This is a genomic window from Synechococcus sp. PH41509 (assembly GCF_020514285.1).
Lineage (GTDB): Bacteria > Cyanobacteriota > Cyanobacteriia > PCC-6307 > Cyanobiaceae > Parasynechococcus.
In genome coordinates this window covers 65,823-87,012 of sequence record NZ_VTLD01000005.1, presented here as the reverse complement: position 1 = coordinate 87,012, position 21,190 = coordinate 65,823, and the positions used below count along the sequence as shown (strand labels likewise).

The following is a 21,190-nucleotide window of genomic DNA, read 5'->3' as shown; positions in this document are numbered from 1 at the left end:
CTTGAGCTCTCAGGCTGGGAATCTGGTGTCGATTGAATTCACGCGTCCGCAAATCAATCGTGATGAGCGGATGCTGTGGATCCATGCCGGTCCCCATAAGGCAGCCAGTAGTTACGTCACCGAGCGACTTCGGCAAAACCGGGACCATCTCGCAGCTCAAGGTGTGTTGATGGACGGTTATGACAATTGTCTGGCCAACGCCATCGCACAAAAGAACTATGCGCCTGTTGAGGAAGCGCTGGCCACCCTGCCTTCTTCACTTCACAGGGTTTTGCTTAGTAGTTCCTCTTTGGATGATCGGATCCTTAGTCGAACTGCCTTGGGCAGATTGCAGGTTCTGGTTGAGCGTCAAGGGTTCAAATTAGGAGTCAGTTACTTCGTTAGAGATCAGCAGTCTTGGTTGAATTCAGTCTACGCACATCGAGTTCGACGGTTTCGTGAGACGCCTGATTTTGAGCAATATTGTGATTACATTATGCATGATTCTGACTCGTGGGATATTTCTTATCCATCCAAATTTCGTGTGCTGAGTCGCTTCCCTTCGATTGCGACGTTGTTTCTTCCTTTGTCCAAGCAGGTGGCGATCGCCGATCCGTTTCTGGCGTTGGTTGACGCTCTTGGTCTGGATGCTCCATCTGGTGAGCAGGGCTGGTTGGCGGGCCGTTCCTCGAAGCAGAACATCCAGCCAGGCGCCCGGGGTATTTGGATGTCGGCCCTCTGTCGCCGCTTGATGGTGGAGACGGGTTTCGATCCGGAAGTGCTCAAGCGGAAGGGCAAGGTCATCCGTGATCTCGCGATCGAACTTGGCTGGGATCGGGAGAAGTTTGACGGTTTCGATCAATCGCTTCATGACCGGGTGTCGTCTTTTTATGCCAGCTCTAACGAGGCTTTTGCACAGGAACACTGGGGTGTCAGTTGGGACAGCCTCTTTCCAGTGCGGTCTGCCGTCCAGCAGGTTTACTCGGGGCCTGAGGCCGAGGCGGAGCGGAAGGAGATGCGAGGTCTGATGGTTCGCGTGCTGAGGGAGCTGCGTTTCCCATGGCGCTTGCGGCGTCGTTTCTTTTCTCTGTACGACGCCACTGTTTGAGGGCGGCTTAGATCAGCTAAGGCCTTCGCGCTTGGCCTCTTTCCAAGCCAGCCGAGGCGCGCTCCATAGGGTGGCCAGCACCAGGGGGGTGACTGGCACCGCGGTGATCACGATGAAGGCCTGCAAGGCATCGATGGAGGTGCTGTCCCCTAGGCCTGTGCCGATGCGCAGCAACACCAAGGTCAGGCTGCCAATCATCAAGGCCCAGAACAGCCGCAGCAGAGCTGGCGGCTCATTGCGGCCGCTCACCACCATGGCTGCGGCGTAACTCATCGAGTCGGCGCTGGTGCACATGAACAGCACCACCAGCAATAGACCGATGGGGATCAGCACTCCGGCAAGGGGCAACTGGCTGAGGATGGTCAGTAGTGCTGCGGCGGCACCGTTCTGGGCCAGGGCTTCACTGATGCCACCCCCGGCCAACTCGAGATGTAATCCGGTGCCCCCAAGCAGGGTGAACCAGACGTTGGTCACGATCGGGCAGAGGATTGCCACGGCCAGTACCAGCTCACGGATGCTGCGGCCGCGGCTGACGCCGGCGGTGAAGAGCCCCATTAGCGGCGCATAGCCAAGGAACCAACCCCAGTAGAAGACAGTCCAGCCGTTCACCCAGTTCGTAGGCGCTGCGTTGGGTGCAAGAGCCATCTGCGGCAGATGGACCAGATAAGTGAAAAAGCCGCTGAAAAAGTGCTGGATCAGCCAGAAGCCAGGGCCTAAGAGCAGAAGGCCTGCCGCCATGGCAAGAGTGAGCCAAACGTTGAGCTCCGACAGCCACTTGATGCCCTTTTGAATGCCGCTGACTGTGGATGTTGCGAACACAGCGGTCAGCAGCACCACCACCAGAGATTGCAAGCCTGCACTGTCGGTGAGCCAGGGCAATTGCCCTGCAGCGTTGCTGAGCTGCAGGGATAGGAATCCCAGGGGACCAACGGTGCCGGCGATCGCTGCCACCACAGACAAGCCGTCCGCTAGGTGACCGATCGGGCCATCCACCCAGCTGCGCGGAACGATGTTCACCAGCAGGGTGCGGGGACGCAGGGGTTCACCGCGTCGTTCCAGGATCGAGAAGGTGATCGTGGTGGTGGTGGCCACAAGAGCCCAGGCCAGGAACCCCCAGTGCAGAAAACTCACCGCCAGGGCGGGATCCACCGCGGCTGCTGTGCTGCCTTCGACCCCTGCAAACACCGGTGATGGTGTTTGGAAGTGATACAGCGGTTCGGCAGCGGACCAGAACACCCCCCCTCCTGCCAGCAGGGTGCAGATCAGCACCGCACACCAATCGAAGAATTTGAAGCTCGGCTTGGCATCCGCTCCGCCAAGCCGGAGTTTGCCAATAGGGCTGATGGCAAGGATCAGGGCGATCAGAAACAGCAGCACCACCATCCATTGCCAGACCGCCCCCAGGGCATCACTGATCACGGCTTTGCCGGTTTCAGTGAAATGCTTGGCCAGAGCCAGGTCGATGGCCGAGACCAACAGAAAAATCAGCAGCGGGATGGCGCCGACCCAGAGCGGGGGCTGTTGCCACCAGGAGCGCTGGTTCGCGGGGTTGTCAGACATCGGATGAGGGGTGAAAGGTCAGGCTCGGACGGCGTCGCGTTGGTGGCTCCAGCAGGAGAGATCCACTGCAGGTTGTTCACCACTGGCGAGGCGTGCCAGAGAATCACCGATCAGAGGAGCGAACTTGAAGGCCTGGCCGGAGCCCCCTGCAAACAGACTCAGCTTCGGGGTGAGCCGATCCAGCACGAAGTTCACATCGCTGGCCATGGAGTACGGGCTGATCACGGTCTCGACTCGCTCCTGAACTCCCTCCAATTCGTTGAACAGGAAGGTGTCGAGCAGCTCCACCAGTCGGGCTGGTGGCTCGGTGACCATGGCGTTGGGTGCGGCGACTCGCAGTTCTCGTGGGGCCCAGTCGATGCCGGCCTTGATCCGGGGCCGGCCATCCGCCGTTTGGCTCAACACGGGGAAGCCGTAGTACAGGCCACCATCGTCGCCTCGTTCTTGCTGGAAGCAGAACCACTGGGGGTAGCGATCAGCGAGTGCTGGGTTGACGGTGTAGTGAGCCCAAAGCATCGGCCACACCTCCAGTTTCGGTGCCAAGCCGAGGGGGGCGAGCAACAGTTGGCTCCAGATCCCGCAGGCCACCACCAGTTGGCTTGCGGCGATGTGCTCGCCGCTCTGCAGGGTGACGCCTCCACCATCGGGATCGAGTCCGGCCACGGGGCAGTGCTCGATCAGCTGATGGCCGGCGTTACGGGCGGTATTGATCCAGTGGGAGAGAACTTTGTCGCTGCGTACGGCACCGGCGGTGGGTTCGAACAGGCCAGTGAAACCGGCCTTCGGCTTCAGCGGGAAACGGGCAGCGATCTGTTCGGCATTGAGGGCCTCGTAGGGGATTCCCTGATCGTCCATGACCCGGCGGGCCCCGGGGATCGATCCCTCGATCGTTTCCTCATCCCAGCTTTCGCCGTAGAAGAGCAGGCCGTGGGTCTCTCTCAGCTGCTCGCCGGCGTGAGTTTCCTCTTCCCGCCAAAGGCGATTGGCCTCCTGGGCCAGACGGCAGAGCACCGGATCGGAATACATCTCCCGGAACATCCGGGTTTCGCCGTAGCTGCTGGCCTTGGCGTGGGCCAGGGTCTTGGCTTCCAGCAGCACCACATCGCGCACGCCGCGGCGGGCAAGGGATGCAGCGCAGCTGAGGCCCGCCATGCCGCCGCCGACGATCACGACCGCTGCGCGGCTGGGCAGTGAGGAGGGCGTGCTCATTCGCTATCTCCAAAGCTGAGGCCGATGGGATCGGTGGAGGGTGTCGCCGCCACTTCCTCGAGGGCGGCACCAACCGACAAACCCTGTTCGCGCTGATTGAGATAGTCGCTTGCCCGCCGGCGCACCTCATCGCGTACGAAGGCATAGACGTCCGTGGCGCCTGCATCCTTCCAGGCATCGGGGGAGAACCGCTCGATCGAATCGGCGATCACGGCCCCAGCATTCACAAGAGGGTCCGGCAGCACCCGCACACCGCGGCGACGCAGGTCGTCTGCTAACTGCGGTTGCTGGAAGGGGGCATTGGCTGCAGGAACCACGGCGGGAGTATTCAAGGCCGTTGCCATTTCGGCGTTGATCAACCCGGAGATGGAACAGGGCAGCACCAGGTCGAGGTCCAGTTCCCACCAGGCACAGCTCTCCGGCAGAGGCGTCGCGCCGGGAAAACTGGCTCTCTCGCGATCCAGATCCACGGTGAACACCGTCCAGCCGTGATCGACGAGATGACGGGCCACCGTTCCGCCGACGGCACCGCAGCCGTGCACGAGGGCCCGGCCGGGAATGGCGTCTTTGAGGTCCTTCTCCAGCACTGCCTCCACGGCGCCGAGGGTGCCATGGGCGGTGGCGGCACTGGCGTCTACTGGGCTGCCGACCGCCGCCAGCACATGCGGTGTGAGCGCCGTCAGACGCTCCATGTCCTCCAGGCTGGTGTTGAGATCGCAGCCAGTGATCATGGCGCCATCGAGCGACTCCAGCAGCTCGGCGGTGACGCTGATCAGCTCATCCTTGACCGCATCGGGTTCCGCTGCCCGGGCGACGATCTTGCCTCCAGCAAAACCGGTGCCGTAGAGATCGTGCTTGTGGGTCATCAACCCCGCCAGCCGCTGTCCGTCAGCGATGCAGGCCTCATCGCTCGGGTAATTCAGCAGGCGCAGGCCCCCGTTTGCGGGGCGCTTGGCATCAGTGTCTTCCGCCACCACGAACACCGAGAGGTGGTCGGAGACGTGTTCCGCCAGCACCGACACGGTCGGCGATGCTTTCTTGCTGCTGCTCATCAGGCCACCTTCTCCATCATCTGGTGGTGTTCGACATAGTCGAGACTCCATTCGCTGGGGGTTTCGGCGATGCGCTGTTGCAGTCGCTCGTAGACCGTGTCTGCAGCGGCGTCCCCGGCAGCACTGGCGAAGCTGTGGCGACTCCAGCTGCGGATCGTCGCCATCAAGCCGGCGGCGAAAGCGGTCGTGTCACCGTTGTCGTTCCAGCGGCGTCTGTAGGGGCACTTCACATAGACCGTACGCTCTTCCACGAGGCGGAGTCCGTTGCGGTAAGCGGCGCTGCTCTCGTCCTTCAGCGGAGCCATGAACTCCTCGGGGGACTTGTAAAAATTCAGAACGGTGCCTTTTTTGTATTGCTCTGCGCTGATCAGATCTTCCTCGGCCATGCCTCGCCAGATCTGGTGCAACTGGTCGTGCACATTGCGGGTTTCGCCGCCGTTATGACCGAGATAGCGTCCTTCGTCATCGCGTGAAAGGTTCACGGTCAGCAGTCGCCCGCCCACCTTCAGCTCGCGGCTGCGCAGTTCGAGGATGTAGTTCCAGTCCTTCATCGCCTGGGCGGTGAAACGCTGAAGGGCATCGGCATCACCTGAGGCCAGCACATGGGTGTGGTTATCGAGTGGTCCGGGCGAAGCGCTCAGCCAGTGCATGGCGGTTGCGGAGAAGCCGAAGCTCACGCTGTCCGGGGCTACGGAGGGTTCGTAGAAGCTGCGGGCACTCACCAGCACTGTTGGCTTCGGATCCCGGGGAATCTGCAGGGCCAGGTTTTCTGCCAGAGCGAGGTTGTCGTTGCTCGGTAAGTCGTTACCGATCAGCGTCAGGTGAGCATTCGGCTGGTTGGCATGCAGGCGATCCAGCACCTGATTCCAGAGCCCTACTGCAGTGCCGCCATCGGCAGCTCCGTAATCGATCAGGACATGGCTGTCTGCGACAGCCAGTTGATTCACACAAGTCAAGGCCCAGTCCGAGGCGGCTTCAATGCACAGAAGAGCGCCTTCGGTCTGCGCGCTGTAACCCGTGGTCATGGCGATGGCCATGGACCTCGTCAGCGGCAGGCCTCACCGTACAGACCATGGCTGAATAGACTGGAAATTGACGCGTCTGCTTCACGTTGCTTGGAGCAAATGACGCAATTGGGGTTCCAGGAGGCTGAAGGCCCTGCCGCGATGGCCATGCTGTTTTTTCTCAGCCAAGAGCATCTCGGCAAAGGTGCGGCCCGTTCCAGCGACTTCGAAGATTGGGTCGTAGCCAAAGCCTTGCTCCCCCCGAGGTGACGCCGTGATCAAACCGTCGCAACGGCCTTCCACCTCAAGCAGAACGGAGCCATCGGGGGCTGCAATGCAGAGCGCAGCGCAGAAATGGGCTTGGCGTTGCTCTGAGCCGTTCAGCGCCTTCAACAGCCGCGCGATGCGTTCCGGATCGGTGGGGGCGTAGCGGGCGGAGTGAACACCCGGGGCGCCATCCAGGGCGTCCACGCTTAGGCCTGAATCGTCGGCCAACGCCCATTCCCCTGTAGTTGCTGCAACCGCTTGGGCTTTGAGACGGGCATTGGCGGCAAACGTGCTGCCTGTCTCCTCCACCTCCAAACCCTCAGGCTGGGGCCGCACTGTGACGGGGAGGGCCTGCAGCAGACCCTGGAATTCACGAATCTTTCCGGCGTTGCCGCTGGCGATGACCAGTGCCTTCATGCTGCCTCCGCGAACTGCCTGCCCCAGGCCAGCACAGCATCCACCCGATCGGCATCGGGCCCTTCGCAGTAGAGCCGCAAGAGAGGTTCGGTGCCGGAGAAGCGCAGCATCAGCCAGTGGCTGGGCCCCATTCTCAGTTTGATCCCGTCTGTGGTGATCACCTCCAGCACCTTTGCCCCTGCAATGGTCGAAGGTGTGCTCTGGGCCAGCAGCATCTCGAGCCGTCGGCGTGCCTCCATGTCAGCCAGCCGCAGGTCGAGTCGGTCGTAATGGCTGCTGCCTCCGTGCTGTTGCTGGAGAGCATCCAGTCGAGCTCCCAGGGGTTGCTTCCCTTCAACAAGGGCTTCCAGCACCAGCATTGCTGCGAACAGCGCGTCCCGCTCGGGCAGGTGCATGCCGAAGCCAACTCCACCAGACTCCTCGCCGCCGATCAGCACGTTCCCCGTCAGCATCTCCGCGGCGATGTACTTGAAGCCCACAGCGAGCTCGAGAACGTCGCGTCCCTGCGCTTCCGCCACCAGTCGCATCAGATCAGATCCGCTCACGGTCTTGACCACTGCTCCTGGCAGCTGCCGGGCGCGGGCCAGGTGATCGATCAGCAGGGGCATCAGCAGCTGGGTGCTGCAGAACCGACCTGTTTCATCCACAGCGGCAATGCGGTCCCCATCGCCGTCGAAGACCAATCCCACGGCAGGGCTCCCGGCGTCGGTTGAGGTCTTCACCGCTGTGATCAGCTCTTCGAGATAGGCCGCAAGGGGTTCCGGCGGATGACCACCAAATAAAGGATTGCGATCGCTGCGGATTTCCTCCACCACCCCATGGGCCTCAGGCCCGAGCAGCTCCGTCACACACCCGGCGGCTGAGCCGTGCATCGGATCCACGATCACCTTCAGGTTGATGGCCTTGAGGCCCCGCAGCAGTGCGGTGAGGTCGAGCTTGCGGCGGAGACCTTCGAGATGCTCGCCCCGACCATCAAAACGGGGGACCTCCGCTTTGATCGGTGCTGTGATGCCGCCGGCGGCCAGTCGTCGTTCGACTGCGGCGGTGAAGTCGCCCTCGACTGACCCGCCGAAGGGGCCTTTGATCTTCAGCCCCAGCCATTCCGGCGGGTTGTGACTGGCGGTGATGACCAGCGCTCCAAGGGCTTTGCGCTCCACCACGGCCCAGCTGCAGGCCGGTGTGGGGACAGCGGTGTCTGTTAGTAGGGGCTCGAGTTCACAACCCCGCACGGCGGCGGCGATGGCTTCCGCTAGTTCGGGAGCCAGGAAGCGCCGGTCATAACCGATGACCACCGTTCGGCTGTTGTGGCCTTCTGGGGCGCGATACGCGAGCTCCTGGGCCGCGGCAGCGGCAACGGGCAATAAGCGCTCCACCGTGATGTCGACACCGATGATTCCGCGCCAGCCATCGGTGCCGAACTTGATTGGAGCTGGGCTTAGGGGGAGGGGAGCCGATGCCATGGCACAGCCTGCACTTCAGTGGATCTAGCAGCTGGCAGCCGTAGGGTCGGCGGATGGGTGACACCCCGCCTGCCGACAACGCCCTCACCGACCGGTTGCTGCGCAGTTGGCTGCGTTGTCGTCGCAAGGCCTGGCTCGATCGCCACGGAAATCCTGCTGAGCGACGTTGGACCGCCCATCGCAATCTGCTGCTGGATGACCAGCAGCGATGTTTTGTGGGATTGATGCCCCGCAAACCAGGCCATGGCTTGGCCGCCTGTGTCGCCGGTGCCGACGCCGTGGTGGGTCTGCGCCTGAAGGGTCTGGGCCCTTCCGGGGAACCGTTGGAGGCGCATCCTCCCCTGCTCAGGCGGGTCAAGGGCCAGAGTCGCTGGGGCGACTTCGCCTATCAACCGGTGCTGGCACGTCAGGGCCGTCGTACCACTCGGGAACATCAGCTGCCCCTGGCGCTGATGGCTCTTCTGCTCGAGCAGGTGCAACAGGGCGAAGTCCCATCCATGCTGGTTCTCGGCGGCGGCGGCCGGCGGCTGGAACAGGAGCGAGTCCATCTGTCGAACGGCATGCGGCGACAGCTTTCGGAAGGGTTGCGCAAACTGCGTGATGACCTTGAGCGGTCGGTCCCCCCTCCTCTGGCAGCCGATCGACGCAAGTGCTCACTCTGCAGCTGGCGGGGTGTTTGCAACGCCGTGGCGGCGGAGCAAGGGCACCTCAGTGAGGTCAGCGGCATCGGAGCCAAGCGCCGCGAGATGTTGCTGGAGCTTGGGATTCGCGGCCTATCTGATCTGGCCGCTGCTGATCCGATGCAGCTCGCTGAGCAGCTTCAACGCTTCGGTGATCAGCATGGTGAGGTGGCTGCAGCCTTGGTGGCCCAGGCCAGGGCGCAGCGCGATGGTCGGGTGGAACGTTTGGACGCTGCACCGGCACTTCCGGAACTTCGTGACTGCCCTGGTGTGCTCCTTTACGACATCGAATCCGACCCCGACGCCCGTCACGACTTTCTCCACGGTTTTCTGGTCTTACACAGAACCGAACGTGGGGACTGGGACCTTGCTTCAGTGGCCTATCACCCGATCCTGGCCCTGGCCGAGCACGGTGAACCCCGTTGCTGGCTTCGGTTGCGACGCCTGCTGAATCACTACCGGGGGTGGCCAATTCTTCACTACGGGGAAACAGAAAGCCTGGCCTTAAGGCGCATGGCCGAGCGGCAAGGTGTCGATGAGGCTGAACTGAAGAAGCTTCGTCACCGTCTCGTGGATGTTCATGCCCGGGTGCGGCGTCACTGGCGCTTGCCATTGGCCAGTTACGGCCTCAAGGCCGTGGCCGGTTGGCAGGGGTTCCGTTGGAGTCAGGCCGGTGCTGACGGGGCCCGGGCCTTGTTGTGGTGGCGGCAGTGGCAGGGCGATGGCCCTGATCGACGCGGCAACAGGCATGGGCTGCGCTGGATCTTCGACTACAACCGCGATGACTGCCTAGCCACCTGGGCCGTTGCCGCCTGGTTGCTTCAACAGGATCAGGCGTCGGGATCCTGAAACGAATCAGGTCGGCTGATCTGGAGCAGTTCCCCATTGGGTCCCTCCAGCGTTTCACTGGCAAGACATTGGCGGCGCACCAGGGCCAGTCCAATCCACGCGTTGTCGTGTTCGAGAGCACTGGTGATCACCCCGGCCCGCTCTCCCTTCAGCGTGAGTTTTGTGGCGCTCGACAGCGGGCTGCTGCACCACCAACAGCGCAGCTCTTGTTTCACCCCCGCTTTCCCGATGAGTTTGGCCATGGTCTCCTGGCCCAGGTAGCAGCCCTTCTCTGTGCTGATTCGAGCCACGAGTCCCAGTTCCAGAGGGTTGGTCTCGCCATTGAGTTCACCTGGCCCTGGTGGGAAGCCGCTCTGGAGCCGCCGATGCTCCAATGCCGCGGCGGTGGCGGGCTTTCCTAAGACCCATGGCTCTGGCAATGCCACATCCGGCTCAGGCCAGATCACTGCAGCGTCAGGCTCCAGCCATTGCAGCCGGCGCCGCTGGGCCAGGGGTTGGAGTCGCACACGATCGGCTGGAAAGATCACCTGATCGAATCCGGCGTGAACCGCAGCAGCATCTCCCGCCAGAACGATCACATCGGCTCCATCCGTATCGAGCCGAACTTCCAGCAGCGCCCGTAAGCGTCCCGTTGCGGTCAGCCAGCAGGTCTGCAGGAGATCACCAGGTTGCAGTGCGTTGAGGTCAGCACTGGTCTGACCCTGAAGAAACTGGCATGCTCCGCTGCCGCTCAGGCGCAGCCGGGGGAATGTGGCGTCCCAAAACAGCCTGCTCATACCTTGGTGACGGCGGCGATCTCAGACAATTTGTACAGGCTGATCAGCTCGAGATCGTCAGCCGCCATGGCGGCATCGCCCCCTTCTTCCCGGTCGACGATGGTGACGACCCTCTTGACGCAGTAGCCGGCGTCGCGCAGCTGTCGGACCGCTTTGAGGGAGGACCCCCCTGTGGTCACAACGTCTTCCAGCACGGTGATCAGTGCCCCGGGCGCTGGTAGTGGTCCCTCCAGCCAGGCTCCAGTGCCATGGCCTTTGGCCTCCTTGCGGACGATTAATGCATCGAGATCACGGCCCTGATCGGCGGCGGCCATGGCGACACCGCTCACCAGTGGGTCTGCTCCGAGGGTGAGGCCGGCCACGGCGACGGCATCAGTTTCCACGTGGGTCAGCATGGCTCGACTAATCAAGGCCAGGCCGGAGCCGCTCAGGCTTACTGGTTTGCAGTTCACGTAGTGCTCGCTTTTGCGGCCTGACGCAAGGGTGAAGTCTCCGTGCCGGTAGGCCAAGGTGGCCAGGCGGCTCAGCAGTTGCTCCCGCTCAGTCGGGACACTCGACGATTCAGGCATGGGACTGGCCGCACTTCGCAGGTGTCCTTAGTTTGCGCTTAGAGCTGTTTCCTCCGGTGCTGCTGCGCTCGTTCTTTCGCTCGGGATTGTTGGTGCTCGCTGGCCCATCGGTGCTGGCAGGCCCGCTGGTCTGCACGACCAGCATCGAGGCCCCTCCACCGGGCAGTGGTTCTGCTCCCGTGGAAGTGACGGTGTGCCATCCCACGGAGACCACCAGTGAGCTGATCAACCGTCGCCTGTTCACTTGGACCTCACCCATGGCCAGGGGTGTGGACCCCCTTCATCAACTGACTGATTTTCTGGGTATCGCGGTTGGAGGAATCGAGGGGAATCGGGTGATGGGCCTGGGCTTTCCGGATCAGACCCTGATCTGGGACGGGTCTGCCCTGCAAAACACGACCGGAGCTCTGCTGGAAGAGCAGAGTCCGCCGCTGCCGTTGCGGACCCTCGATATTCCGAGCGGATTCGACGGCAGCCTGGCCGCCTCCGACATAAACGAATCCGACCTGGAGCGACCAATGCCCGATGACTTCCCCGACGTCACTCCCCTGTGGTAACACTCTCTTTGAGGGGGTCTAGCAATCTGGTGAATGCAGCGAACTCATAATTCGCCTAAGGCGAGTTCGATCCTCGCGACCCCCATCCCCCCCAATTGATGCGGCTTTTACTGCTGGCTGTCCTGCTAGTTTTGCCAGCCTTTTTCGCGGCCGCAGAGGTGGCCCTGTTGCGGCTTCGCCCCAGCCGTGTCGAAGTGCTTGTGGAGGAAGAGCAGACCGGGGCCCGCTCCATTCAGCGTCTGCAGCGACGCCTGCGGCGGGCTTTGTTGGTTTCTCAGCTGGGTTCCACCCTCGCTCTAGTGGCTTTGGGCTGGGCCGGCCGCGGTTTGGGGGGTCGGCTCTGGTCGGATGGCTCCCTAGGTGTGGCCTGGCGGGATACGGCGCTGTTTCTCGCGATCGTCCTGCTCGCCACGTTGGTCGCCGGTTTACTGCCCAAGGCCTGGGTGCTGAACCGTCCGGAATCCTCCGCGCTCCGACTGGTGCCGTTGCTGGAGGTGGTGATGCGCTGCTTGGCTCCGCTGCTCAATCTGCTTGAGGCACTGGCAGGCCTGCTGATGCGCCTGCTCGGCCTGGCTCCCCAGTGGGATGTATTGGTGCCAGCACTCTCTGCCGGTGAGCTGGAAACCCTCGTGGAATCCGGGCGGGTCACGGGATTATTTCCCGATGAAAAGAACATTCTGGAAGGAGTCTTCGCCCTGCGGGACACCCAGGTGCGGGAGGTGATGGTGCCTCGCTCCGGGATGGTCACGCTGCCGGCCACGGTCCGTTTCGCGGAGCTGATGGAAGCCGTTCATCACACCCGTCACGCGCGGTTCCCGGTGATTGGCCAGTCGCTGGACGACGTGCGTGGCGTGCTGGATCTCCGTCAGATGGCTGAACCGATTGCACGGGGAGAGCTCCAGGCCGATTCGCTGCTTGAGCCCTATCTCCAGCCTGCGGTGCCCGTGCTGGAGACCTGCACCTTGGCGGAGCTGCTGCCGATGATTCGCAGTGGCCAGCCGCTTCTGTTGGTGGTGGATGAGCACGGCGGCACTGAGGGGCTCGTGACAGCAGCAGATCTCACCGGCGAAATCGTTGGTGATGAGGATCCCGGCGAGACCGATGAGCCAGATCTGCTCGAGGAAAAGGACTGCCCTGGTGCTTGGCTGGTGGCGGGAGATCTGGAGATCTTCGAGCTGAACCGTCAGCTGGACCTTGATCTACCCGAGGCGGATGACCATCACACCCTTGCGGGTTTCCTGCTGGAGAGGCTTCAGCACATTCCATCCGCTGGGGAAGCGCTGCATTTCAACGGCCTGCAGTTTGAAATCACGGCCATGGCAGGGCCGCGGATTGACCGCGTCCGGCTTGTTCTCCCCAGTCCAGAGGATCATTCCGACTGAAGGCCGATAGTCTTCCCCCAACCGATTGCCCGTTCTGATGTCTCCCGACCCCATGGTCCCAGTGAAGGTCGGGGTGATCGGAATCGGGAACATGGGTTGGCACCACGCTCGGGTGCTCAGCCTTCTGCGGGATGCCGACCTGGTGGGAGTTGCGGATCCTGATGCTGAGCGCGGACACCTCGCTACTGAGCAATTCGGCTGCCGTTGGTTTGCGGACTACCACGCCATGCTTTCCGAGGTGGAGGCGGTCTGCATTGCTGTTCCTACCCTTCTGCACCACCCCGTCGGCCTTGCCTGTCTTCGCGCGGGTGTTCATGTTTTGATCGAAAAGCCGATCGCGGCTAGTCAGGACGAGGCCACTGCGCTTATCGAGGCTGCGACAGCAGCGGGTCGTCTGCTGCAGGTCGGTCACATCGAGCGGTTCAACCCCGCGTTTCGTGAACTCATCAAGGTGGTGGCCAACGAGGAGGTCGTGGTCCTCGAGGGGCGTCGCCACAGCCCCCACTCTGATCGGGCCAATGATGTCTCCGTGGTCCTGGATCTGATGATCCATGACATCGACCTTGTGCTCGAGCTGGCTAAGGCACCCGTGGTGAGGCTTGCCGCTGCCGGTGGTCGCAGTGCCGAGGGACCGATTGATTACGTCAATGCCACGCTGGGTTTTGAGAATGGTGTTGTGGCCAGCCTCACGGCCAGCAAAATGAGCCACCGCAAGATCCGCAGCCTTAGTGCGCACTGCCGCTCAAGCCTGGTGGAAACCGACTTCCTCAACCACACCCTGCACATCCATCGCCGCGCCCATGAGTGGTATTCCGCAGATCACGGTGAGTTGCTGTACCGCAATGACGGCTTCATCGAGGAGGTGAGCACCACGTCGATTGAACCGCTCTACGCCGAGCTTGAGCACTTTCTCCAGTGCGTGCGCGGCCGGGAAACTCCTGCTGTGGATGGTCTTCAAGCGTCGCGCGCACTCAAACTGGCGGACCTGATCGAGCAGGCGGTCGAACACCCGGATACCGGGGCGCCCTTGCCTGCACCGATCTGACGGGCCTGACTTGGATTAGACCAGCCCTTCTTGTTCGGCCAGCTCCCGCAACGCCGTCACCTGCCAGCGCCGACAGTCACCAGGCGAGGATCGATAGAACTGCCCCCACGCCTGGGCTTTCTGCTGCGGGTAGTTCTCCGGACTGAGGGATGGATGGCTCTGTTGCCAGCCCACCCGGACGGCATGACCAATTACCACGTCGAGGGCTAGGTCATCCTCGAAGCGCACCTCCGGATTGGCTTCGACAAAGGCCATCAGCGAGAGCAGGCATTCGCTGCAGAGTTGCCTGTATTCCGGTGCTTTGATCCGACTAAGCAGATGGTCGACTTGGACGGCGAAATTGCGTTCGCCGGGTGTTTTCTCAAGGACGAGACGGCTGTTGAGTCGATTGCGCCGTTCCAGCTTGTCGCCGATCACAAGGCCGCGGCAGTGTTGCAACAGGGACCAGATGCCGGCATAGAAATCGCGGGGAACTTTCTGGAATGAGCCCAGACGGATGCGGTGTTGAAGCCAGTCGCCGCCTCCGGGCGTTTCTTCCAATGGGTCGGGAACGGACCACTGCACCCTCCCGCTCACGTGCAGCTGTTCGCCACGTTGCAGGGCTGCCCTGGCATGGTCCACATCCCCGAGCACCGCGCGCAACCGTTTGCGGATGGCGTGGGGTGCTTCGCTGCAGAGGGCTTCAAAGGCCTCGTCCTGAGAGAGCATTTTCTCCACGGCCAGCTCCGATGTCAGCAGCAGCATCAGCTGCCCCAGCTGCAGGGTGAGGCTGCCTTTGAGTAGGGCTGGCTCCCGCCGCGCCACGCTGTCGAGGGCGAGCAGGAGTTCCTGTTCGAGCATGCGTTCACGACCGTCGATCCCGCTGGTCGTCTCAATCCGTTCGGCGATGGCAGCGCTGTCCATCGGTTGACGGAGCCTGGAGTCGCCGGTGTAGTTGCGTCCCACCACGACTTGTTTCTGGCGGACGAGAAGATCGGTCAGGGCATCTTCCAGCTGGGGATGCACCATGCCCATGGCGCCGGCACAGCGCCGCACGACATTCCAGTCTTCACATCGCAAGCCCCGTTGATAAACCTCCTCGAGCAGGTTGCTCAGGGCCACCGGATGCCCATCGGGGCTGCGTTGAATCCCTTGAGGTCCGAGACGCCGTTGCAGCAATTCCAGTACTTCGGCTTGTTCATGCAGCAGCCCACTGCTCCAGAGGCGCTGGCTCAACTGTTCGATTGGGGTGTCATCCAGCTCCTGCTCCTCAGCAGCAGTCAGGTCCCGTAGATCGGTGGCGTCGCGCAGCACATGTTGGGGTTGATGGGATGTCGGCACGGGCTTCTGCTGAAGCGGTGGGAGCTGGACCTCCTGCCCCTGATCCACCAGCTGACTCAGGCGGCTCAACCGGACGGGGATGGTTTCAATCACGCCGCTGCTGAGTTGATCGGCAAGTTTGAGGATGACGTCACGATGCTGATCCAGGGCTGTTTCACGAATGGGAATGACCAGAAGCGGCAGCCCCACACCCCGCCAGTGCCGTTGCAGCAGATGCAGCTCATCGACAACGCTTTCCAGCATCTCCTCAGGGTCATCGGCCAGATAGCTGCTGCGGTCTTCCAGAACTGACGGGGTGAACACGCTGATGCAGCCGTCCTGGCGGTAGACGCGAGCTGTGTCCTCGGTTTCCACACGGTGCCCAGGGCGTCCGCTGAGCTCCAGCCGCGGATTGGTGCCGGCCGCTTTCAGCCGTTGTTTCAGCTCGTCGGACGACAGCACGGGAATAATCGTGGTTGGGTCGATCGGCACCTCTGCTGACAGCAGCTCTAGGCGCACGGCATCCGTCTCAGGAGCCATCGCCACAAGAACCGCCTCAGCACCCAGTGGTTTCGGATTTCTGCGCCCACACGGGTCGATGTCCTCGGGGCGGATTAGATCGTCGAGCAGCATTTCCCCCAGCCAGACGAGGCTTTGGGTCCAGATCAGCGGCAGATTGGTGTTCGCCACCCTGGCCTGGCTGCCTGGATTCATCCGTTCCTGGTCGACCACACTGCCAGGGACTTGATATAGCTCCGGGTAGAGACGTTCTCCGTCTTGTTCGACCGCCAACGCCTTGAGCTTGCTGTGCAAGCGCTGGGCCTCGTCCGAGCGCCCTTCGCAGCATGCGGTGACCAATTCGAAGGCCAGAAACAACGGCCACTCCGACTCGATCCCTTCAAAGGCGGCGAGCTCCTCAGGTTCGTAGTGCAGGCGGGTGATGTCTTCCACCACCGTCTGGTGACCATCCCGAAGGAAGCGTTTGTAGCCGTAAGCCCCGCCCAGTTCCCGTCGAATGCGACGGCCCGTGCGCTCCACCAGGGCAGCATCTTCCACCGCCCAGGCGGGATAACCAATCACGGAGAGACAGGCACTGTCGGCCTCCTTGCTGGCGGATTCCCGCGGTAAGAGCCCTTCCAAAGCGCGCCGGAGGCGCACGATGGCCCCCTGGGGAATGAGCAGGACGCAGCTGCCGTCTCCATGCGGGCCGTAGAGGTCAAGCCCATCCAGTGATTCCAGGGCGGCCTTGGCCATGCCGATCGAGCTCGCATTGCGCTCTGGTAGTCCGTGATTTCCCTTGTCACCGCGCTCCCAGATCCCGTAATCCGGGGTGCGGTACGCCCTGGCGATGTAGTGCACGAGGTTTTGGATGAAATCCACCTCGTCACGGCTCTGCACTACTCCGCAACCGCCTTTGGTCAGCTGCGCCAGCTGCAACAGGAACAGAGAGGTGGCATCCAGTTGAAGATGCCCCCAGGCGTCATCGGCCACCACTGGTTCGCCGGAGCAGCTGTCGTATTTGGCGTGGAGCGCGTCGAGGGGATGCAGACTCTCCTTGAAGCGCTCGACTTTCTCCGCCTGGCACATCATCGAGCGCATCAGGCCGCGCATGAGGGCCACCACCCGCTGCTCAAGTTCCCAGGAGCGTCGGCTGCTTTGCCCCTGTTGACGTCGGTGGGCCAGGGCCAGTCCCCATACACACTGCACCGAATAGACGCAGTCCCGCACCCAGGCATCTCCGTAGTTGCCATGGATGGTGTGGGCGGTGCTGGCGGGGAGCAGGCCGCTGATCGGGTCCTGCCGATCGAGAACCACCCGTTGGATCGATTGATCCAGGCGCTGAAGGCTTGTGGCGAGGTTCTGCGAAAGGGTTCCCGTCGTCGTCACAACCATGCCCTCATTCATCACCACCCCTAAATTCTCCAACGCAGCCCCACGGCCATGGATTCAGTTAGCACCACTCCAGATGACCGTCGCCGCTGCGAGGTGCTCGGCGTCCCGGTGGATGTTTGCCGCGACGTCTGTGCGGCAGCCCTAGGACTGCACGCCCGGGGAGGGGGACGCATTGTCACCCTCAATGCAGAAATGACGATGTCAGCTCGGGCGGATGCTGCCCTTGGTCAGGCGATCGGGACGGCGGATTTGGTGATTCCTGATGGGGCTGGAGTTGTTTGGGCCCTGGCGCGTCAGCGGATCCGAGTCGTCAAAACGGCAGGAATCGAGCTTGCCTGGACCTTGCTGAATTACGCCGCAGCTCATCAATGGCGGGTCGCTTTGGTGGGGGCTTCACCTGAGGTGATGGAGACACTGCGCGGGGACTTACCCCAGCGCATCAGTGGGCTCAACCTTGCCCTCACTGTGGATGGCTATCAATCATCGGACACCTGGCCTGGCATTGAGGCTCAGCTCAAGGCTTTGCAGCCGGATCTCGTTCTGGTGGCCCTAGGCGTGCCACGCCAGGAAACCTGGTCTGAACGGGTTGCGTCCGGTCAGCCTGGGCTTTGGATGGGAGTTGGCGGGAGTTTTGATGTCTGGGCCGGCACCAAAAAACGTGCCCCAGGCTGGATGTGCCGGATGCAGTTGGAGTGGTTGTATCGCCTCATCCAAGAACCCAGCCGTTGGCGACGCATGCTCTCGCTGCCCGCCTTCGTTCTGGATGTGATCCGAATGGGTTAAGGCTTCAGCGGAAGCCCACAGAGGCCTGCCAGACAAAAGCCAGCAACAAAAAGAAGACCGGGATCAACGGAAGGATGTCGATCAGCGGAGAGAAGGCCTGATAGGCCTCGGGAAGCTGTGCCAGCAGGTCGAGGGTAAAGGCGGCCATCCCTTGCATCAAAAAGGCGTTGGGCTGGACGCTACCACGTGTGATGGGCTGGTGAGTCCGGCTCCCAGGGAGCGAAATCCTCTGAAAAACAGCCGTCGCGAATGGCTTGTGCCATCGCGGACGTGAAACGCACCAGCTGCGTGATGTTGTGAATGCTCAGCAAGGTGAGGCCCAGGAGTTCCTCGCTGCGAATCAGATGATGCAGATAGGCCCGCGTGTGGCCTGTACAGGCCACACAGGAGCAACTCGGATCCAGGGGTGTGTGGTCGTGGCGGAAGCGGGCATTTCGCAGATTCCAGCGTTCGCCGCCCACCAGTGCTGTTCCATGGCGACCCAGTCGGGTGGGCAAGACACAGTCGAAAAGGTCGATGCCGTTGGCCACGGCGATGGCCATCTCGCGCAGGGTGCCAATGCCCATTAGGTACCGCGGTTTGTTCGTGGGGAGTAAGGGCGTGACATCCCGCACGATTCGGTGCATTTCTTCCGCGGGCTCACCGACGCTGACGCCACCGACGGCGATTCCCGGCAGATCGAAGGAGGCGACGGCACGGGCACTCTCCCGCCGGAGATGCGGGAAACAGCCCCCCTGGACGATGCCGAACAAGGCCTGGTCCAAGCGTGTGTGGGCGGTGACGCAGCGCTCGAGCCAGGCATGGGTGCGGCGACAGGCATCGATGACGTCGTTCTCCGTCGCCGGATAGGGCGGGCACTGGTCGAAGGCCATGGCCACATCCGCCCCGAGGGCCATCTGAATGCGGGTGGCATGTTCCGGTGTCATGTCGATAGTGCGTCCATCGCGGGGGTTCCGGAACACGACGCCGCGGTCATCGATTTTGTTGAGGTCCCCCAGGCTGAACACTTGAAAGCCACCGGAGTCGGTGAGCATTGGCCCGTCCCAGCCCATGAACCGGTGCAGGCCACCTGCAGCCGCCACGATCTCTTCGCCGGGCTGCAAATGCAGGTGGTAGGTGTTGGAGAGCACCATCTGGGCACCCGTGTGGCTCAGTTGCTCGGTGCTGATCCCTTTGACGGTCGCGAGGGTGCCCACCGGCATGAAGCGTGGTGTCTGGACCGGCCCATGAGGGGTCGTAAACGTGCCGCACCGGGCCGCTGTGTTGGCGCAATGCGCGTTGATCTCAAAGCCGAACAAGGCCGATCCGCCCCTGCAATGACCCTACGGTGAGGGCTGATTGCACCCTTCACGCCATTTCCCGGAGCGCTCCGTCCTGGCTGTCTGATCTGGCGGGAGCCTGGATCTTTTACACAGTGCTGCCCGCATGGCCCTGGCCGCAGCCCTCGTTTCAGCGCATTGCTCGCTTCGCTTCCTGGATGGGGCTGCTGATCGGGGCGCTGCAGGGGTTGCTCTGGAGTTGTCTTTCCGGGTTGGGTTGGCCTCCTGCAGCCTGTGCTCCATGCGTGGTGGCTCTCGGCATCCAACTCAGTGGTGGGTTGCACCACGACGGCTTGATCGACACGGCGGATGGCCTCGGGGCGCCTGTGGAACGGCGGCTAGAGGCCATGGAGGACAGTCGGGTGGGCGCTAGTGGCGTGCTGGCTCTCGTGATGGTGGTGCTGGTGCAAGTCGCGGCGCTGATCCAACTGGGGCCCCAGGCCCCAATGGGGCTTTGTTTGGCTGCGTTCTGGGCACGGGTTTCGCCGCTTTGGGCCATGGTGCAGTTCGACTACCTACGGGTCGATGGAACTGCTGCTTTTCATCGCGCCTACGCCAGACCGCTCTGGGATGCACTGCCCACGTTGCTGGCTGTGGCTCTGCTGGCTGCGCTTGTGGCGCCCCTCCCTCTTCTCTTGGGAGGTCCGGTGGCGATCCTTGTTGCCCACAGCTTCGGGCGTCGCCTGGGGGGGCATACCGGCGACAGCTATGGAGCTGTTCTCGTTCTGACCGAGATGATCACGCTGCTCTGCCTGGCGTTGCTTCTGCCGGCCAATTGAGGATGAAGGCATTGCCCTGAGCGGGCAGATCCGGAGCGATCGTGGTTGGCTCCACGCAGAGGCTTAGGTTGCGGCCCTGCCGTTCCGCCAAGGACCGTGCGAGGGCGAGCCCAAGGCCAGTGCCAGCACGGTCTTGGCCGGTTGATCCCCGCGCTCCCCTCTCGAAAATCATCTCCCTCTCCGCGATGGGGATTGGCGGTCCGTCGTCCCAGATGCAGAGCCCATCTGGCAAGAGACACAGTCCCACGCGGCAACCCGCTGGGCTGTAGCGGAAGGCATTTTCCAGGAGGTTGGCGACGATTTCTGCGATGGTTCCGTCTTGGGACGGCTGATCAATCCACTGGGGCCACTCTTGCGGCCCCTCCCAGGGGCGGCCCTGCAGGCTTGCTGTCGCTTCCGCTCGCTCCAGCAGAGGCATCAGCAGGCTTCGCATCGTTGCCTCGCCTTCAGCGGGGCCGGGGGGTAAGAGGGTCGGGCCCAGGGTCTCCTGCTGTGGCAGGCGCTGTTGTCCAAGGTCATCGAGAACATCGATGTACTGGCCCAGTTGCCGTTGCTCCGAAAGCATGCCCTCCACGAGTGGACGGTGGGAGCTGTCCGCTTCGAGGCGCCGCATGAGCAGCTGGGCGTAGGTGCGCAGGGCCGCCAATGGATTGCGCAATTGGTGAACGAGGGTGCGCAGTTGATCGCTTTGTTGGCTCAGTTCCTGGCGGAGTTGTAGGCATTCCAGGTCTCGTCCAAGAGCGTGGCTGATGGCAGCAGCACTGCGCCGCATTCGCTGGTCCAGGCTCAGATTCCAGCTCCGTTGAGGATCCAGATCGGCTCGCAGTGCTCCCAGGATCAATCCGGCATCTTGTAGGGGGTACCAACGCCGACTCTGATGCGGTAAGCGCAGGTACGGGTCGGCGTCGGCGGCGGGGAGGGACCGTTCATTGGCGGACCATTGCCGGATGAGCAGCAAGGGCGGGCCTTGTTGATTGGGTGGTGCACTGACGTAAAGCCCTAGATGCTGAATGCCTTCTTTGGCGGTTAGATCAGCCAGCTGTTGGTCTGTGAATTCGAAGAATCGATCTGTGAGTTGCATCAGATCCGGTCGATCAATTCACGTGCTTGAGCAAGCCTGCGCGAGGGGGACTTGAAAAATCTGGGAAAAGTCTTAAGATCCTCTTATCGACCGAGGCGCTGTTCTTTGTGAACAGACGCCCA

General features: G+C 62.4%; 19 protein-coding genes and 1 tRNA gene. 8 read left to right on the top strand and 12 right to left on the bottom strand.

The window, feature by feature from the left end:
* Position 1 precedes the first annotated feature (1 nt).
* Positions 2-1,087 carry a hypothetical protein gene (locus tag FZZ88_RS02680; protein WP_230332803.1) on the top strand — a complete coding sequence of 362 codons (1,086 nt, stop codon included), beginning with the start codon at positions 2-4 and terminating at the stop codon, positions 1,085-1,087.
* Positions 1,088-1,099: 12 nt separating this feature from the next.
* Here the strand turns inward: FZZ88_RS02680 and FZZ88_RS02675 are convergent, their stop codons facing one another.
* From FZZ88_RS02675 to FZZ88_RS02650, 6 genes are all read right to left on the bottom strand, one after another.
* Positions 1,100-2,647: a BCCT family transporter gene (locus tag FZZ88_RS02675; RefSeq protein ID WP_166015650.1), complete on the bottom strand. Its 1,548-nt coding sequence runs from the start codon at positions 2,645-2,647 to the stop codon at positions 1,100-1,102.
* Between the two features lie 18 nt (positions 2,648-2,665).
* Positions 2,666-3,856: an FAD-dependent oxidoreductase gene (locus FZZ88_RS02670; protein ID WP_166015649.1), complete on the bottom strand. Its 1,191-nt coding sequence runs from the start codon at positions 3,854-3,856 to the stop codon at positions 2,666-2,668.
* Positions 3,853-4,908 carry a Glu/Leu/Phe/Val dehydrogenase dimerization domain-containing protein gene (locus FZZ88_RS02665; protein ID WP_166015648.1) on the bottom strand — a complete coding sequence of 352 codons (1,056 nt, stop codon included), beginning with the start codon at positions 4,906-4,908 and terminating at the stop codon, positions 3,853-3,855. The genes FZZ88_RS02670 and FZZ88_RS02665 overlap by 4 nt, the downstream gene beginning before the upstream one ends.
* The gene (locus FZZ88_RS02660) at positions 4,908-5,945 is read right to left on the bottom strand and encodes a class I SAM-dependent methyltransferase (RefSeq protein ID WP_166015647.1); all 1,038 of its coding nucleotides are present in this window, start codon (positions 5,943-5,945) and stop codon (positions 4,908-4,910) included. The genes FZZ88_RS02665 and FZZ88_RS02660 overlap by 1 nt, the downstream gene beginning before the upstream one ends.
* 69 nt (positions 5,946-6,014) lie before the next feature.
* Complete coding sequence (gene rdgB / locus FZZ88_RS02655) at positions 6,015-6,596, bottom strand: RdgB/HAM1 family non-canonical purine NTP pyrophosphatase (protein ID WP_166015646.1); 582 nt, start codon at positions 6,594-6,596, stop codon at positions 6,015-6,017.
* Complete coding sequence (locus FZZ88_RS02650) at positions 6,593-8,056, bottom strand: phosphoglucomutase/phosphomannomutase family protein (protein WP_166015645.1); 1,464 nt, start codon at positions 8,054-8,056, stop codon at positions 6,593-6,595. Before FZZ88_RS02650 ends, rdgB begins: the two co-directional genes overlap by 4 nt.
* Positions 8,057-8,109: 53 nt before the next feature.
* Here FZZ88_RS02650 and FZZ88_RS02645 point away from each other — a divergent pair, with 53 nt between their 5' ends.
* Positions 8,110-9,585 (top strand): TM0106 family RecB-like putative nuclease, encoded by a 1,476-nt coding sequence (locus tag FZZ88_RS02645; RefSeq protein ID WP_166015644.1) that lies wholly within the window; start codon positions 8,110-8,112, stop codon positions 9,583-9,585.
* On the opposite strand, the gene FZZ88_RS02640 is transcribed toward FZZ88_RS02645, so the two are convergent.
* Both FZZ88_RS02640 and pyrE read right to left on the bottom strand, forming a co-directional pair.
* On the bottom strand, positions 9,567-10,361 hold the full coding sequence (locus FZZ88_RS02640) for a folate-binding protein YgfZ (RefSeq protein WP_166015643.1): 795 nt from the start codon (positions 10,359-10,361) through the stop codon (positions 9,567-9,569). The two genes, FZZ88_RS02645 and FZZ88_RS02640, sit on opposite strands and share 19 nt — an antisense overlap.
* Entirely contained in the window at positions 10,358-10,930 is a 573-nt protein-coding gene (gene pyrE / locus FZZ88_RS02635; RefSeq protein WP_166015642.1) for an orotate phosphoribosyltransferase, read from the bottom strand. The genes FZZ88_RS02640 and pyrE overlap by 4 nt, the downstream gene beginning before the upstream one ends.
* 56 nt (positions 10,931-10,986) lie before the next feature.
* Between pyrE and FZZ88_RS02630 the strand changes: the two genes are divergently transcribed.
* From FZZ88_RS02630 to FZZ88_RS02615, 4 genes are all read left to right on the top strand, one after another.
* Positions 10,987-11,487: a hypothetical protein gene (locus FZZ88_RS02630; RefSeq protein ID WP_226423580.1), complete on the top strand. Its 501-nt coding sequence runs from the start codon at positions 10,987-10,989 to the stop codon at positions 11,485-11,487.
* A gap of 12 nt (positions 11,488-11,499) precedes the next feature.
* Positions 11,500-11,572: transfer RNA gene (locus FZZ88_RS02625), tRNA-Ile, on the top strand.
* Positions 11,573-11,585: 13 nt separating this feature from the next.
* Positions 11,586-12,869: a hemolysin family protein gene (locus FZZ88_RS02620; protein ID WP_166015640.1), complete on the top strand. Its 1,284-nt coding sequence runs from the start codon at positions 11,586-11,588 to the stop codon at positions 12,867-12,869.
* A 37-nt stretch (positions 12,870-12,906) separates the two neighbouring features.
* A complete protein-coding gene (locus tag FZZ88_RS02615; protein WP_166015639.1) occupies positions 12,907-13,914 on the top strand; it encodes a Gfo/Idh/MocA family protein in 1,008 nt (335 codons plus the stop codon).
* A 15-nt stretch (positions 13,915-13,929) separates the two neighbouring features.
* On the opposite strand, the gene FZZ88_RS02610 is transcribed toward FZZ88_RS02615, so the two are convergent.
* On the bottom strand, positions 13,930-17,106 hold the full coding sequence (locus FZZ88_RS02610) for a glycoside hydrolase family 15 protein (RefSeq protein ID WP_166016434.1): 3,177 nt from the start codon (positions 17,104-17,106) through the stop codon (positions 13,930-13,932).
* Positions 17,107-17,154: 48 nt separating this feature from the next.
* Here FZZ88_RS02610 and FZZ88_RS02605 point away from each other — a divergent pair, with 48 nt between their 5' ends.
* Positions 17,155-17,889, top strand: a complete 735-nt coding sequence (locus tag FZZ88_RS02605) for a WecB/TagA/CpsF family glycosyltransferase (protein WP_166015638.1) — start codon at positions 17,155-17,157, stop codon at positions 17,887-17,889.
* Positions 17,890-17,893: 4 nt separating this feature from the next.
* Here the strand turns inward: FZZ88_RS02605 and FZZ88_RS02600 are convergent, their stop codons facing one another.
* Entirely contained in the window at positions 17,894-18,037 is a 144-nt protein-coding gene (locus FZZ88_RS02600) for a photosystem II reaction center protein K (RefSeq protein ID WP_025362038.1), read from the bottom strand.
* A 31-nt stretch (positions 18,038-18,068) separates the two neighbouring features.
* On the bottom strand, positions 18,069-19,187 hold the full coding sequence (tgt, locus tag FZZ88_RS02595) for a tRNA guanosine(34) transglycosylase Tgt (protein ID WP_166015637.1): 1,119 nt from the start codon (positions 19,185-19,187) through the stop codon (positions 18,069-18,071).
* Positions 19,188-19,216: 29 nt separating this feature from the next.
* Between tgt and cobS the strand changes: the two genes are divergently transcribed.
* The gene (gene cobS / locus FZZ88_RS02590; RefSeq protein ID WP_166015636.1) at positions 19,217-19,987 is read left to right on the top strand and encodes an adenosylcobinamide-GDP ribazoletransferase; all 771 of its coding nucleotides are present in this window, start codon (positions 19,217-19,219) and stop codon (positions 19,985-19,987) included.
* Here the strand turns inward: cobS and FZZ88_RS02585 are convergent.
* Complete coding sequence (locus FZZ88_RS02585) at positions 19,947-21,068, bottom strand: sensor histidine kinase KdpD (RefSeq protein ID WP_166015635.1); 1,122 nt, start codon at positions 21,066-21,068, stop codon at positions 19,947-19,949. The genes cobS and FZZ88_RS02585 overlap by 41 nt on opposite strands.
* Positions 21,069-21,190: the final 122 nt, after the last annotated feature.

Bases quoted from the DNA above. Each gene is read 5' to 3' on its own strand.
- FZZ88_RS02675 (WP_166015650.1), bottom strand. From the start codon at position 2,647: ATGTCTGACAACCCCGCGAACCAGCGCTCCTGGTGGCAACAGCCCCCG.
- FZZ88_RS02670 (WP_166015649.1), bottom strand. From the start codon at position 3,856: ATGAGCACGCCCTCCTCACTGCCCAGCCGCGCAGCGGTCGTGATCGTC.
- FZZ88_RS02665 (WP_166015648.1), bottom strand. From the start codon at position 4,908: ATGAGCAGCAGCAAGAAAGCATCGCCGACCGTGTCGGTGCTGGCGGAA.
- FZZ88_RS02660 (WP_166015647.1), bottom strand. From the start codon at position 5,945: ATGGCCATCGCCATGACCACGGGTTACAGCGCGCAGACCGAAGGCGCT.
- rdgB (WP_166015646.1), bottom strand. From the start codon at position 6,596: ATGAAGGCACTGGTCATCGCCAGCGGCAACGCCGGAAAGATTCGTGAA.
- FZZ88_RS02650 (WP_166015645.1), bottom strand. From the start codon at position 8,056: ATGGCATCGGCTCCCCTCCCCCTAAGCCCAGCTCCAATCAAGTTCGGC.
- FZZ88_RS02645 (WP_166015644.1), top strand. From the start codon at position 8,110: ATGGGTGACACCCCGCCTGCCGACAACGCCCTCACCGACCGGTTGCTG.
- FZZ88_RS02640 (WP_166015643.1), bottom strand. From the start codon at position 10,361: ATGAGCAGGCTGTTTTGGGACGCCACATTCCCCCGGCTGCGCCTGAGC.
- pyrE (WP_166015642.1), bottom strand. From the start codon at position 10,930: ATGCCTGAATCGTCGAGTGTCCCGACTGAGCGGGAGCAACTGCTGAGC.
- FZZ88_RS02620 (WP_166015640.1), top strand. From the start codon at position 11,586: ATGCGGCTTTTACTGCTGGCTGTCCTGCTAGTTTTGCCAGCCTTTTTC.
- FZZ88_RS02615 (WP_166015639.1), top strand. From the start codon at position 12,907: ATGTCTCCCGACCCCATGGTCCCAGTGAAGGTCGGGGTGATCGGAATC.
- FZZ88_RS02610 (WP_166016434.1), bottom strand. From the start codon at position 17,106: ATGGTTGTGACGACGACGGGAACCCTTTCGCAGAACCTCGCCACAAGC.
- FZZ88_RS02605 (WP_166015638.1), top strand. From the start codon at position 17,155: ATGGATTCAGTTAGCACCACTCCAGATGACCGTCGCCGCTGCGAGGTG.
- FZZ88_RS02600 (WP_025362038.1), bottom strand. From the start codon at position 18,037: ATGGCCGCCTTTACCCTCGACCTGCTGGCACAGCTTCCCGAGGCCTAT.
- FZZ88_RS02585 (WP_166015635.1), bottom strand. From the start codon at position 21,068: ATGCAACTCACAGATCGATTCTTCGAATTCACAGACCAACAGCTGGCT.